Source organism: Aequorivita todarodis (genome assembly GCF_028561335.1).
GTDB lineage: Bacteria > Bacteroidota > Bacteroidia > Flavobacteriales > Flavobacteriaceae > Aequorivita > Aequorivita todarodis.
Window position 1 is genome coordinate 189,474 of record NZ_JAQQTG010000019.1, and the last position, 13,469, is coordinate 202,942.

Here is a 13,469-nt window from a genome sequence, read left to right on the forward strand (position 1 = left end):
TTTTTAAATAATTGAATAAAAGTTATTTGTTGAGCGTATTCTTATAAATAACACCGTCCTTCATTATCAAAAGAAAGTTTTTTTCGGGATCTTCTATCAACTTGATGTTTTGGATGGGATTGCCATCTACCAAAATCATATCGGCATAGGCTCCTTCTTCCAAAACGCCCAATTTGCCATCTGGATACGGGTTGCGCGGGCCCGACATAGCCAAAAGTTGCGCATTGTCATGGGTTGCCATTTTAAGCACCTCAAACGGCGTGTACCATTTTGTCAATTTTGACAATTGGGCGCCCTGTCTTGTCGCTAATTTTGGATCGAACAGGCAATCGGTGCCCCAAGCGGTCTTGATTTTATATTTTTTTGCCAGTTTATAGGCGTTGTCCGTACCATTGGTTACCAATAATTGTTTTGCCCTGTTGGCCGACCCTTCGGGAAACGGTATGGCATCCTCATCGTCCAAAAAGGGTTGCAAGCTCCACCAGATTCCTTTTTCGGCCATCAACTTTGCGGTTTCCTCGTCTGCCAATTGTCCGTGATCGATACAGCGAACTCCCGCATTTATGGCCCGTTGCATGGCTTCGGGCGTATAGGCGTGAACCGTAACGTATGTGCCCCAATTTTCGGCAGCGGAAACGGCCGCCTTAAATTCGGCTTCGGTGTATTGCACTACATCTATAGGGTCATAATTGGAAGCCACACCACCGCCTGCCATTAGCTTTAACTGCGTAGCACCCTGCCGCAATTGTTCCCGCGAACGTAAGAGCACTTGATCTACCCCATCGGCAATTGCAATCATACCATTGCGTTCCGCATAGGACAATTCCCCGATTTTTCGAGGTACATCCGTAGGAAGGCCAAAATCACCATGGCCTCCGGACTGCGATATAAAAGCACCACTTGGAAAGATTCTTGGACCCACGGCAATACCATCATTAATGGCTTTTTGAACCACGATAGCACCACCTCCCAAATCCCTAACGGTAGTAAAACCTCTCAACAATTGTTTTTCAGCGGCTTGTGCGGCGAAAAGCGCGATATAGGCATAATCAGCAGTCATGCCCATCACTTGTGGCAAAGATTCGAACATAATATGCGAGTGGGCGTCAATGAGTCCCGGCATCAAAAACTTGCCCGTTCCATCAATAATGGTTGTGTTGCCGCTTTTATTGGTAGGAATTGGGTTGGTTGAAATTTTTGTGATGAGGTTATCTTGGATCAACACATTGCCCTTGGTGGTATTTTGATCCTTGCCATTGAAAATTTCCACATTGTTAATAAGAATAGTTTTCTGCGCCGTTGCTGAAAAGCAGAACAGGCTTAAAATGACGAGAATTATATTAATTTTTTTCATTGGGTTGGAGTTTTAGTTTATAAATTTGGTATATCACGAAAATTATGGTCCATTTATCTCTATCATAAAATTGACATAGGACAGTAGGACCTATGACATAGGACATTCGGACATTCGTTTTGAAAATATTTGTCATATAACTAATTTTTAGATTATTACGGTTTATGAGTATCATATTTTAGTCTTATGTCCTACGTCTTATTGTCTTAGTTCAAATTCATGGCAAATCTTTTTTACAATATTCGTGGTAAAATCAAAAAAAGATCTTAAACGAAATAGAGATAAACCAAGGGCTATTTCGTAATCTCTCTTCGTATCGGTTTCCCCGGATGCGCATCGGTGACCAATTCGCCATTGTCAATAATCATTGTTCCGTTTACGAAGACGTATTTCATACCAACGGCAGTCTGGTTTGGTTCCGTGAAAGTCGCTCTGTCCTGAACCGTGTTCGGGTCAAAAACAAGAATGTCTGCATCCATTCCTTTTTGGATCCTTCCTTTGAATTTCATTTGCTCAACTGATTTTTCCAAAATTTGGGCTGGAATCAGGGAGGATTTTTCAATGGCTTCGGAAAGGGTCAATACCTTTCTATCCCTTACATAATGTGCCAGTAACTTGGTATAGGTGCCCGCGCTTCGCGGGTGTGCGAATAAATCTTTGCTCAATGGCCATTGGGTATCGTTATCAGGTATGTTTTCGCCATTTTTACCTATCCACGGCATTCCGTCGCTTGCAATCGCCCCGCCGGGAAATAGAACCGTTCTGTCAAGAATATCTTCTTCCTTTGGCATTTCGAGAAACTTGAAAACAACGATGGTTCCCGGGGCATTTTTTCGGGTTTCATAAAAAGTTTTTTCATCCAATGGTTTCCCGTTGATCTCGATCTGTGAGAACTTGATATTTTTTTGAACCAGTGCCTCTTCGTTAAAAAGAGCGGCACCAATAGTAGTGCTTGATGCACCGTAGGTATAGGCTTCAGTAGTTATGGGCAAACCTCTTTTTTGAGCTCCGAGGACCATTTTGGTGGTGGTCTCACTGTCTTTTAGACTACTGCTATTTAAGTGACAGATATGTTCCTGGCTTCCCACTGCGGCGGCGTAAGAGATAATCCATCCCACACTTTCTGCGGCACTTTTGGGATCGTTGGGAAAATCCCCACTCACGTGGGTAAACACGGGAACGCCATATTTTGCCGCCAAGGTATGGACCGCTAAAATTTCCTTGTACCCTGCCCCCGGAGCATAGCCGTGATTGACGCCAATCCCGATAGAGCCGTCCTTGATGCCTTGTTCTATGCGATCGACGATTCTTTCGACCTGTTCGGGACCTGCGGGGTCATTAACCCATTTGTTCAATGCAAATGCCTTTTGAAACCAGCGAAGATCTGCTTCCATCTTCAGGCCTTCCATCTCCGAAATACGGGCAAATGTGAAGCCGGCAGAAGCACCATAATTCAAGACTCTAGGAATAGTACTTTGGGTTTCGTACCAATCACTGATCGGCAGAATTCCAGATTCCAGTTCAAGGGCGGTGGTAACCCCGTCAAAGGCTTGCATTCTATCCGCCACAACGCTCTGCCCGTGACTGTGCAGATCGATGAAACCTGGGGAAACGACCATTCCATCGGCATGGATGGCTTTTTTGCCGGAAATTTTTTCGTCCGTAATGGTTTCGATTTTTCCATTGATGATGCCCACATTTTTTATGGCATCCAAGGATGTTTCAGGGTCGATTACCCTTCCTCCTAAAATAACGATATCATAATCTGATGCTTGCGATTTCTGAGCCGCTGCACTATAACAATTCAATACAAAAAAAGCCAGAATTAGAGTAAGTTGCTTCATAATTTAAGGATTATAAGTGAATATTTTATTCATTCTCAAATGACGCCAATAAAGCGGTAATCCCAATTTTTGTACCTAATGGAATTGAAGAAAGTTCCACGATAAAATCGCCGTTATGGTTTGAATACGGGAACGATTTTCCTTCTTTTAAAGCTTGCGCAAAACGATCCGGATCGGCCACCCCAACCTGGAAATACGAGTAGTTTACTTTTTCGTTCTGCAGCACGAGGTGATGAAAATCTTCGGAACCCATCACGCTTGGAAAAACGTCTTCTTTCAAAACATTTTTCTCACCCAATAATTTCCCCGTGGCTTTTTGAATGCGTTGGGTAAGGGCTTTGCTGTTGTCCAAGGGCTCTGCGTGCCCTTTCATTTTCATAGTAGGGTATAAATCCTTCGGAAGATCGTAGGCATAGGCGATTCCTTCATTGACTCTTTTTATGCCGTTGATCATCATTTGCCTGTCCCGCTCGTTAAAGAAGCGCAAATTGATTTTTACCAATGCCGAAGCAGGGATTACGTTATTATCGCTTCCCGCCTGCACTGATCCCACGGTGAGTACCGCGGCATCCTGGGGTGCAATGGCACGGCTCACAATAATCTGATATTGCATGATTGCGGCAGCCGCCATCACTACAGGATCTTTGGTCATATTCGGCATTGATCCATGACCGCCTATTCCATGAAAGGTTACATCGATCTGATCGGTCCCGGCCATACGGACACCAGTTGCACAGGCAATCATTCCCACCGCAATGGGCGCCGTGTGCATTCCGATCAAGGCGTCTGGTTCCGGGACCCCATATTTTGAATACATACCATCATCTACCATAGCTACAGCTCCCATAATGGGTTCCTCGGCAGGCTGCCCAACGAAAACGAGGGTTCCTTTCCACGTATCTTTATGTTCGGCCATAAATTTGGCAACGCCCAGCATCCAAGTTACGTGGGCATCATGGCCGCAGGCGTGCATTACAGGCGTTTCGGAGCCATCTTCGCGTTTCACTACTTTTGTGCTGGCATAGGGTAATCCTGTAGTTTCCTTCACCGCATTGCAATCCATATCGGCGCGGTACATAACGGTCGGGCCATCGCCGTTTTTCATAATGCCGACAACGCCGGTGACACCGATTCCGGTTTTTACTTCGTAGCCTAAACTTTTCAGATCTTTGGCGATAATACCGGCTGTTCGGGTTTCCATAAAACCCAGCTCGGGGTTTTGGTGAATGTCTTTATACATTTCTATGAGTCTCTCCGAATCCTTTTCAACGGCATTTTTAATTAGATCGGAGGCATTGGATTGCGCCCAGAAAGTCAGTGTGGCAAAAAAAAGGAGGCCACTGAGAAAGAAGTTTTTTGGAACATTCATAATTGAGTTTTTTAAGGTTGATTGATAGGGGTATATAGTTGTAGCTTATAAGAAACATTTGTTTTTTTATCGTTGCATTTTTTCATTAACAGCTATAAAAACAATCTGATAGTCAATAATTTAAAATGAATATGGTGCAAAAGCAGAAATGTTTTAACCATAAAATGATTTTGGTCTAAACGTTTAACCGCCCATTAAAGTTAATAGCGAAGTATCGACTTTGTAGGAATTTAAGAAAGAAACTTGTTCAAATTTCTAAAATGGAACATGTTTCAAAAGAATGAAAATGTGGTTATTTGAGATTTACGATTGGAAATATTCGGAAGGGGTTTGGCCTAAATACTTTTTAAAAGCCCGAATAAAGGTATTGCGCGAATTGAAGCCAGATTCCTTTGCGAGGCCTTCCAAAGTAAGTTGTTTTGATTTTTCATTTCCGAAGACGGCCACAATGTGATCGATGCGGGCCCTATTGACAAAATTGGAATAACTGAGATCGTATTTTTCATTGATAAACAAGGAAAGATGATGCGCAGGAATATCAATATCTTCCGACAATTGCTTTATCTTATAGTTTTGTTTGAGAAACGGGCGTTCATTTTCGAAAAAGGAGGTTATCCTTTCTTCATAATCAAGCATCTGTTCTTCCGTCAGGGAAAATTTATTTTCGATTTCTTTTTTAGCTTGTTTATCACTTTTGTCCGTAAGATCAAAATCAATCCCATAAAGCACAAACGGTTTATACAGAAGTGTTAGGGCACAGGTAAATAAAACCAACATAACAGGGATGTTCACGAAATCGATTAGATTGGGAAGCTCTGCGTGAAAGGTAAAAACGAATAACATCATCAAATAAAAAAGGCCAAGTTGCCAAGTCAATAAATAGGTCCATATCCACACTTTTCTTTTTGTGGAGGCCTTGATCCTTAAATGTTCCCTACTTCCATATAATAATTTAAAGGAGAAAAAAGTACAGCCCAAACCGTATAAAGATTTGATCAAGGGATGGATAAAGGGGGCAATAAACCTTGGCTGTGGTCTGCCAACTTTGCGGGATCTTTGTAGAGATTTTTTAGCATCTCAATTTTTTCATTTGCGCCCAACATATAATAGGGCATAAATTCCAAAAGATGTAAGCAGGCCGGTACGAACAAGACCCAATCAAACCGCCTAAATCTTTTTTCGTTGAAGAGCGCGCTCCTCACATAAAGATAAAATATAGGGGGAATTGCATAATGCAACGGGAAGGTTGCCCTGAAGAGATGCGGAAAACGGATAAAGAGGTCCGTGTAATTCAGGGTATTTGTGAATACAATAGCCCCCAGGCCCATGAGTCCGAAGGCAAGAAGTCTATTTGAAAAACGATTGGTCTTGCTGAATGATATCAGCACCGCGGCGCAGAGCAATGCAACCAGACAGGCGGCAAAAGAAAAAACAACAAAAAAATCATTCTTTGGAATCATCTGGGGCTCTTTGAAGTTTTAAAGTTAAGTATTTAATTATGATAAATATTGCAGGGTTTTCTTTATTAGTGTATTTGTAGGGTTTTGGCAATACTGTACCCTAATTTGTGGGTTTTAAATCCTCCAAAAGTGTCCGTTTCTATTGGGTTTTCATATTCAGTTTTGTGTGTATGGTACGGTTTGGTTGGGCAAACAAGTGCCGACTCAAATCTGGATTTGGTTAGGTATCTGGGTTTATGCGTGCATTATTTATTCATCGAAATTTGTTCAAACTATACCTTTCTTTGTGAAATTTTAATATATAATCTTAGTTAAATCCAATTGGGTCATTTTATTATTTATTAATTCCTTAAAATTTTTCTTCCGCTCCCGAGAAAGGAAACTGCGATCAATTAAAATAGGCCAATCTTTTGTTCCTTTTTCAATACGTTTCCAAAGATTTTCAACAGCTTTTTTAGGAATACCTCCTTTAAGCATTGCTGCATTAAAATCGGCTTTCTTAAGTTTTCGTTTTTTCCCGTTAAGGTTTAATGCCAAATCTTCTTGGTCATCCGGTAATACCAATTGCGCAGCGATCATATCATAAGCTGGTGTGAGCTCGAACATGTTGGGTTTTTTGGCTATAAGTGAAAAATTCTTTAAGTGCATATCATTATTGCCGATTAAAAAAGACACAATTACCTGCTCATAAAAATGGACAACATCCTTTAAGGGATTTTTGGAATAAGCGAGAATTCTCTTTGCTATTTGTTCGTAGGAACCTCGGTATTTATGCTCCGTTAATCGTTCACTGAACTGGCAGGCATCTTCCATTGCAAATTTTTCACCTTGGGCATTACGATCAATCCGTTTGGTTAGATAAGCGAGTTCTCCGCCTTTTAAGGGCAACAACAGGAAGGGTACGGTAGCTATACCGCAAGCCTGGGCCATAAGCATCGATAAGGCTTCCAATTCTGGCATTTGGGGATATGTTTCATAAGGCGGTTTTAATATATACCTGCCGTTTAAGGCTCCAACTATGTTAAGACGCGCTTTGGTATCTTCTTTGGTAAAGCCCATGGAGAGTTTTGGTTGTACGCCTGGTACAATGATTTTTTGCGCTATGTTTTCTTTAGCAAGTTTTTCTATTTGTGATATGGCATAATCCAATTGCAAAACAGGTGGATCACTGCCCCAAAAGGCAGTTAGGCAGCTAAAATGATATAAATCATCACCCTTGCTTAACGGTTTATGGCAGGCCAAACAATTATTCATTTGCAATTACGCTTACGTTACCAATACAATCCCTACACGTGGCTAGCAACAATTCCATACGGTCACGTGGATTGAGTTTCCAATTTTTTTGGGCGATATCAAGCAACCACCCTTCTGGGATCAACCCGTCAAAGAAAGGAAATAAGTGTTCTGATCTGAAAGCCATTTCCTGAAGCGGTAAAGTCAATGAAACTGGGGTTGCATCCTGCAAAGACAGATATTTCGTATCATATTGAAATTGATACCCTTCCTCATTTTCCGTGAGCATTCCCGCTTTGCGGTCATGTACCCAAATTTCTCCTTGTCTCATCGCTTATTGGTGTTGGCGTTAGTTGGTGGCCGAAAAAAAGTAAAACTTGGTTTACCTTATCGGTCATTAGATTTGGCTTTCCCTGTTCAAGATCACGTACGAAACGTAAACCCACACCGGTCAAGTCTGATAACTCAGACTGTGTCATTTTGCTTTCCTTTCTTCGTGACCTCACAAAATCGGAGATAGCATTATGTCGATTCCAATTTAGCATAATTATACCCTTATGGGTGCAAGTTATAAAAATAATTTGTAATTATACCTTATTGGGTATATAATCGTTTAAAATAAGAAAATTATACCTTTTTGGGTATAAATAATAATAGCTATATGTTTTTCAGAGTAGATATGTTAAAGCCCGAAAATTTCGATATATATTTTGTTGGGGTCAGCCCATAAGTACATTCCTGGCTAATTTTTCAATCAACAAAAAAACTCTTGGGATTGCTCCCAAGAGTTTTATAGGTTGATTTTGAACTAGTGGTTTGAACTTAAAGTTTTAATATTTAATTATTTTGAATGTTTTTGAAGCATCATTGCCCTGTACCTTCACAAAATATACCCCACTCATCAAATGGGATAAATCAATTTGTCTGTTTGATTGGAAGTTTATGGTTTCCACTAACCTGCCGGATACATCATAAAAAGATAATTGAAGCTGCAACACAAATAAACAAAATTGACCATTTTATTGATGAAGCCAAAGAGAAGTTGGGTAAGCTTTTTAAGGAATCGGGAAATCAAGAAATTGTGAACAACCTCAAAATCTCATTTTCTGAAATACGCTACCACCAAAAGGAGTTGCGGCAATTGGACTCCTATACCTCGCAATTAAATCAAAATTTCTTTTTCCATATCCAGAGCCATTATGAGAATATATCGGATAAGGATTTGCAATTACTGGCTTTTATAATCTTGCGTATGGAATCCAAGAAAATTGGCAGGGCCATGGATATTTCAAGTGAAAGCGTGTATAAAAAAAGATATAGGTTACGGAAAAAATTACAATTAAATAAAGATGAAAGCTTTTTGGATTTTTACCAAAAGACACTCCGGGAAATATAGCAGGGACGGAATTATGAATCGGCTGAAATCCAGATAAAATAGTGATTTAAAACTTTCGGAAAGAAATTATTTCCGTCTTGCCAAGTATAAATACGGCATTTAAATACATTCGGCACTTTCCTCTGCATTTTGTGAAAAGCTTCATTTCGGGACAATTTTAAACACAAGTCCCCATTTTTTACTGTGTAAACGCTTTCGGGTTTAATTTAAAGGAAATGTCTTTATTGAGATTGTTTGTTGTGAAATTAGCATCCATAAAAGGAAATATTTTTTTCAAATTATGAAAATTCCTATTGAAATTTTTCAAATAAAGACGAAGCAGTGCAGTTAAACGGTAAATTTTATCCGTTCGGCTAATAGTACGATTTTTTTAAAAATTTATAGAAACTCCTTTCTATCTTTGGGGTGTCGATCAGTTGTTATTTTGATTAATAATAATGAAAGATAATTACTCGCCCCAGATTCGTTCTTTTTTAAAAATTTCCCTAAAAAAGAGACATTGCTTCCCCACGCAATGAAAAATTTCAATTGTATCCCTACAGATTAAATTTTAAAATAAAAACAACAAACCCGCTAGTGTTACAACTTATCTTCTGATTCATAATGATTTAAAACACTTAATCTTATGGATTATTTATCTTTTTTGTTTTCCGACATCTATTATTTGGGGATTTTGGCTTTAATAATTTCCTTCATTTTGGCCCTTAAAATGTTTCCCGCAATTATTTGCTTGGCAAATGAAAAAAATCTTATGGCCGTTCCTGACGCCAGGAGCATGCATACCAAAAAAACCCCTAACCTCGGAGGCGTAGGGATCTTTATTGCATTTTCCCTATCAATAATGATATTGGGAGGTTTAAAGAGTTTTGAGCAATTTCAAATAGGGAAACTCTTGCTCTTATTGGCCGCTATTACCATAATGTTTTTTTTAGGCGTAAAAGATGACTTAATAGGAATATCACCACGGAAAAAATTTATCGGACAGGCTATGGCGGCTGCGCTGGTAATTTTGTTTACGGATGTGAGAATACAGAGCCTGGATGGACTGTTTGGAATTTGGGAGCTTCCCTATATAATTTCAGTATTGTTTTCATTACTCGTTTTTGTTTTCATTATTAATGCCTTCAATCTTATAGATGGTATAGATGGCCTGGCTGGTACTATTGCAATTATGGCGAGTACGGTATTTGGGTTTTTCTTTATGCTCCATGGAAATCACCTATTAATGCTGGTTTCTTTTATTTTGGTTGGCGCTTTACTGGCGTTTCTGCGATTTAATTTCTCTGAGGAGAATAAACTATTTATGGGAGATTCTGGCTCGTTGTTCATAGGATTTTTATTGACCTATCAGAGCATTGGCTTTTTGGGTATGGATACTTCCGGAACCCTTTGGTTCACCATGCCAAACAAGTCTATTTTGATATTGGCAATTTTATCTTTCCCAATTTTGGACACCCTTCGTGTTTTTATAATTAGAATTAGTCAGAAACGCAGTCCGTTTAGTGCAGACCGGAACCATATACACCACCGTTTAATGGATTTGGGGCTTTCCCACAAACAAGGTACGCTAATGGTAGGGCTGGCAAATGTATTTGTTATAACAGTGGCTTTTTTAATCGGGGATTTGAATATTAACATACAATTTTTGATAATTGCTTTGCTGGTCCCCATTTTGGGTCTGCTGCCATGTTCGCTGGCTCGCGAAAAGGGCAGAATAAAACTGCACGTGCCTAAGCTTAGCAGAGCATAAAATTCTTAACTATTACGGCCCAAACTTCTTTTTGGGCCATACCATTCAATCATTAAATTTAAATGTAAGATTACCCCGGGCTATTTTTATAAGTTAAATTTAGTCTCTACATTTATGAATTAATTCTTAATAAAAAATTTTGAAAGATAAAGTAGCATTTATTACTGGAGTAACAGGACAGGATGGGGCTTATTTGAGTGAACTTTTATTAAAAAAGGGATACATTGTTCACGGTTTAAAACGCCGTTCATCACTTTTGAATACAGATAGGGTGGACCATTTATACCAAGATCCGCACATAGCGCACCGTAATTTTATTTTGCATTATGGCGATATGACGGACAGCACAAACCTGATACGCCTAATTCAGTCGATCCAGCCTGACGAAATATACAATCTGGCTGCCATGAGCCACGTGCAGGTTTCTTTTGAAGTGCCTGAATATACCGCAAATGCAGACGGCATTGGGACCCTGCGGATTTTGGACGCGGTAAGATTGCTGGGAATGGAAAAGAAAACGCGCATCTATCAAGCCTCCACTTCCGAATTATACGGAAAGGTACAGCAGGTGCCACAGTCCGAAACCACTCCTTTCTACCCCCGTAGCCCGTATGCCGTTGCAAAAATGTATGCGTATTGGATTACCGTAAACTATCGGGAAGCGTATGGAATGTTTGCCTGCAACGGAATATTATTCAATCATGAGTCTCCAATTCGGGGGGAAACGTTTGTAACCCGCAAAATTACCAGGGCTGTCTCCCGAATTGCTTTGGGATTACAGGATATTCTCTATTTGGGAAATCTCGATGCACAACGGGATTGGGGCCATGCCAAGGATTATGTGAAAATGATGTGGATGATACTTCAAACCGATGAACCTGAAGATTGGGTAATTGCGACTGGTAAAACTACGGCGGTGCGCGATTTTGTGCGCATGGCTTTTTCCGAAATTGAAATTGAACTGGAATTTAAAGGAGAAGGCGAAAACGAAAAAGCCTTCATTAAAAAATGCAAGCATCCAGATTATCAATTGCCAATTGGAAAACAAGTGCTTCAAGTAGATCCCAAATACTTTAGGCCCACAGAAGTGGATCTGTTAATCGGCGACCCCACAAAAGCCAAAACAAAATTAGGATGGGAGGCTACTTATGATCTTCCTATGCTGATCAAAGAAATGATGGAAAGCGATTTAAAGTTGATGAAAAAAGATCAATACCTAAAAAATGGGGGCTTTACCACTCTTAATTATTACGAATAGCATGCAAAAAGATTCAAAAATATATGTAGCTGGACATCGCGGCATGGTAGGTGCTGCCGTATGGCGAGGGTTATTGGCCGAGGGCTATACAAACCTTATCGGAAAAAGTAGGAAGGAGCTCGACCTAAAAGACCAGAAAGCCGTAAATTCCTTTTTTCAAAAAGAACGGCCCCAAGTGGTCATTGATGCGGCTGCAAGGGTTGGTGGTATTTTGGCCAACAACAACTATCCGTATCCATTTTTGATGGAAAATCTTCAAATCCAAAATAACCTTATAGACGCAGCGCACCACAACGACGTACAAAAATTTATATTTCTGGGCAGCTCTTGCATATATCCAAAAATGGCCCCCCAGCCTTTAAAGGAAGAATATTTATTGACCGGGCCGTTGGAGCCCACAAACGAATGGTATGCAATTGCGAAAATTGCAGGCGTAAAAGCCTGTGAGGCTATTCGGAGGCAGTTTGGTAAAGATTTTCTGAGTTTGATGCCCACAAATCTGTACGGGCCTTTTGATAATTTCGATTTGGAAACATCGCATGTGCTTCCTGCAATGATTCGTAAGTTTCACGAAGCGAAACAGAACAATCACGCAGAAGTAATATTATGGGGCAGCGGTACGCCGATGCGCGAGTTTTTGCATGTGGACGATCTTGCAAAAGCGGTTATTTTTTCAATAAAAAATACGTTGCCCGAACATTTGTACAATGTAGGTACGGGAACGGATGTTACCATAAAACAATTGGCCGAAATTATACAAAAGGCAGTTGGCCATAAGGGCGAAATAATTTGGGATAGTTCAAAGCCCGATGGTACGCCCCGTAAATTAATGGACAGCGGCAAGTTGAATGCTCTTGGCTGGAAAGATTCCATAGAATTGTGCCAGGGCATTGAAACGACTTACGAATGGTTTTTAAAAAATCAGGAGAATTTTAAAGAAATCAAGCTATAAACAAAAATTTGGGCGTCGAAACCCGAGGTTGACAAACGGTCAATTACATTTAGCCAGTTTCCAAACAAATATGAAGGCCCATGAAAACCATGAAAAGCAAACTTTTGAATTAACGAAACACGAAATGCGGGATGAAGAAAAAAGCAAATAGATTACCAATGTCAGCCCTTATCTCCAATGGGTTTCCACCATTGCAGAAGACTTCTATAAAAATGTTGTTTTTGGTATTTTTTTCGGCCTCAATAATTCTCGTCCTTATTGCAATGACTGGCCGGACTTATCATATTCCGTTAGACAAGTTAACCAGTGATCCAGCGGCCATAGCGGCAATCAATCCCTTGTATGGAGTGCTTTCGAATCTGGGTATTATCTTATGGGGTGCTGCTACATTTAGTTGTGCATTGGCGGCTGTGGTACTTCGGTCCATGGAACCAAAAAAGGGATATCTATTTCTTCTTTATTCCTCCTTGTTATCGGCATATTTAATGCTTGATGATTTATTTCAATTCCACGAAGACTTAAGTTCCTCAATTGGGTTGAATCAAAAAGTAATTTATCTATTCCTGGGTACGGCCGTGATTGCATATCTTATCTATTTTAGAAAAATCCTGTTTCAAACAAACATTATTCCTTTTTTGATAGCCTTGGCATTCCTTTTTCTGTCTATTGTGGCAGACACAATTGTTTACAAACTTTATGGAAGCCAGCTCGGTAATTGGCTATACCTTATTGAGGATGGAGCAAAGTGGATTGGTATCGTATTTTGGGCCTACTATTTTTTTTATACTTCTTTTCAATTTATTACGGGGAATACTGGGGTGTCCAATGCTGCCAAATAGTTGTTTGTCTATGA

General features: G+C 40.1%; 14 protein-coding genes. 5 read left to right on the forward strand and 9 right to left on the reverse strand.

What is annotated here, in order from left to right:
- Positions 1-22: 22 nt before the first annotated feature.
- The 9 genes from POV26_RS09030 to POV26_RS15375 form a co-directional block, all read right to left on the reverse strand.
- On the reverse strand, positions 23-1,354 hold the full coding sequence (locus POV26_RS09030) for a metal-dependent hydrolase family protein (RefSeq protein ID WP_272856150.1): 1,332 nt from the start codon (positions 1,352-1,354) through the stop codon (positions 23-25).
- A 293-nt stretch (positions 1,355-1,647) separates the two neighbouring features.
- Positions 1,648-3,198, reverse strand: a complete 1,551-nt coding sequence (locus tag POV26_RS09035) for an amidohydrolase family protein (protein ID WP_272856151.1) — start codon at positions 3,196-3,198, stop codon at positions 1,648-1,650.
- A 25-nt stretch (positions 3,199-3,223) separates the two neighbouring features.
- Positions 3,224-4,567: an amidohydrolase gene (locus tag POV26_RS09040; RefSeq protein WP_272856152.1), complete on the reverse strand. Its 1,344-nt coding sequence runs from the start codon at positions 4,565-4,567 to the stop codon at positions 3,224-3,226.
- 303 nt (positions 4,568-4,870) lie between these two features.
- A complete protein-coding gene (locus POV26_RS09045; RefSeq protein ID WP_272856153.1) occupies positions 4,871-5,344 on the reverse strand; it encodes a helix-turn-helix domain-containing protein in 474 nt (157 codons plus the stop codon).
- Between the two features lie 218 nt (positions 5,345-5,562).
- Positions 5,563-6,027, reverse strand: a complete 465-nt coding sequence (locus tag POV26_RS09050; RefSeq protein ID WP_272856154.1) for a hypothetical protein — start codon at positions 6,025-6,027, stop codon at positions 5,563-5,565.
- 294 nt (positions 6,028-6,321) lie between these two features.
- Complete coding sequence (locus POV26_RS09055; RefSeq protein WP_272856155.1) at positions 6,322-7,269, reverse strand: HipA domain-containing protein; 948 nt, start codon at positions 7,267-7,269, stop codon at positions 6,322-6,324.
- Between the two features lie 4 nt (positions 7,270-7,273).
- Positions 7,274-7,591: a HipA N-terminal domain-containing protein gene (locus POV26_RS09060; protein WP_272856156.1), complete on the reverse strand. Its 318-nt coding sequence runs from the start codon at positions 7,589-7,591 to the stop codon at positions 7,274-7,276.
- On the reverse strand, positions 7,563-7,805 hold the full coding sequence (locus POV26_RS09065; protein ID WP_272856157.1) for a helix-turn-helix transcriptional regulator: 243 nt from the start codon (positions 7,803-7,805) through the stop codon (positions 7,563-7,565). Before POV26_RS09065 ends, POV26_RS09060 begins: the two co-directional genes overlap by 29 nt.
- Positions 7,806-8,090: 285 nt before the next feature.
- Positions 8,091-8,258 carry a T9SS type A sorting domain-containing protein gene (locus POV26_RS15375; protein WP_419180011.1) on the reverse strand — a complete coding sequence of 56 codons (168 nt, stop codon included), beginning with the start codon at positions 8,256-8,258 and terminating at the stop codon, positions 8,091-8,093.
- Between POV26_RS15375 and POV26_RS09070 the strand changes: the two genes are divergently transcribed.
- The 5 genes from POV26_RS09070 to POV26_RS09090 all read left to right on the forward strand — a co-directional run bounded on the left by POV26_RS09070 (position 8,189) and on the right by POV26_RS09090 (position 13,455).
- Positions 8,189-8,656, forward strand: a complete 468-nt coding sequence (locus POV26_RS09070; protein WP_272856158.1) for a response regulator transcription factor — start codon at positions 8,189-8,191, stop codon at positions 8,654-8,656. The genes POV26_RS15375 and POV26_RS09070 overlap by 70 nt on opposite strands.
- 730 nt (positions 8,657-9,386) lie before the next feature.
- On the forward strand, positions 9,387-10,406 hold the full coding sequence (locus POV26_RS09075; RefSeq protein ID WP_272856159.1) for an MraY family glycosyltransferase: 1,020 nt from the start codon (positions 9,387-9,389) through the stop codon (positions 10,404-10,406).
- A 139-nt stretch (positions 10,407-10,545) separates the two neighbouring features.
- Complete coding sequence (gmd, locus tag POV26_RS09080; protein ID WP_272856160.1) at positions 10,546-11,664, forward strand: GDP-mannose 4,6-dehydratase; 1,119 nt, start codon at positions 10,546-10,548, stop codon at positions 11,662-11,664.
- A gap of 1 nt (position 11,665) precedes the next feature.
- The gene (locus POV26_RS09085) at positions 11,666-12,616 is read left to right on the forward strand and encodes a GDP-L-fucose synthase family protein (RefSeq protein ID WP_272856161.1); all 951 of its coding nucleotides are present in this window, start codon (positions 11,666-11,668) and stop codon (positions 12,614-12,616) included.
- 158 nt (positions 12,617-12,774) lie between these two features.
- Positions 12,775-13,455 carry a hypothetical protein gene (locus POV26_RS09090; RefSeq protein ID WP_272856162.1) on the forward strand — a complete coding sequence of 227 codons (681 nt, stop codon included), beginning with the start codon at positions 12,775-12,777 and terminating at the stop codon, positions 13,453-13,455.
- Positions 13,456-13,469: the final 14 nt, after the last annotated feature.

What these genes read in the sequence shown, in the direction of transcription:
- POV26_RS09030 (WP_272856150.1), bottom strand. Translation starts at nt 1,354, where the DNA reads ATGAAAAAAATTAATATAATTCTCGTCATTTTAAGCCTGTTCTGCTTT.
- POV26_RS09035 (WP_272856151.1), bottom strand. Translation starts at nt 3,198, where the DNA reads ATGAAGCAACTTACTCTAATTCTGGCTTTTTTTGTATTGAATTGTTAT.
- POV26_RS09040 (WP_272856152.1), bottom strand. Translation starts at nt 4,567, where the DNA reads ATGAATGTTCCAAAAAACTTCTTTCTCAGTGGCCTCCTTTTTTTTGCC.
- POV26_RS09045 (WP_272856153.1), bottom strand. Translation starts at nt 5,344, where the DNA reads ATGTTGGTTTTATTTACCTGTGCCCTAACACTTCTGTATAAACCGTTT.
- POV26_RS09050 (WP_272856154.1), bottom strand. Translation starts at nt 6,027, where the DNA reads ATGATTCCAAAGAATGATTTTTTTGTTGTTTTTTCTTTTGCCGCCTGT.
- POV26_RS09060 (WP_272856156.1), bottom strand. Translation starts at nt 7,591, where the DNA reads ATGAGACAAGGAGAAATTTGGGTACATGACCGCAAAGCGGGAATGCTC.
- POV26_RS09065 (WP_272856157.1), bottom strand. Translation starts at nt 7,805, where the DNA reads ATGCTAAATTGGAATCGACATAATGCTATCTCCGATTTTGTGAGGTCA.
- POV26_RS09085 (WP_272856161.1), top strand. Translation starts at nt 11,666, where the DNA reads ATGCAAAAAGATTCAAAAATATATGTAGCTGGACATCGCGGCATGGTA.
- POV26_RS09090 (WP_272856162.1), top strand. Translation starts at nt 12,775, where the DNA reads ATGTCAGCCCTTATCTCCAATGGGTTTCCACCATTGCAGAAGACTTCT.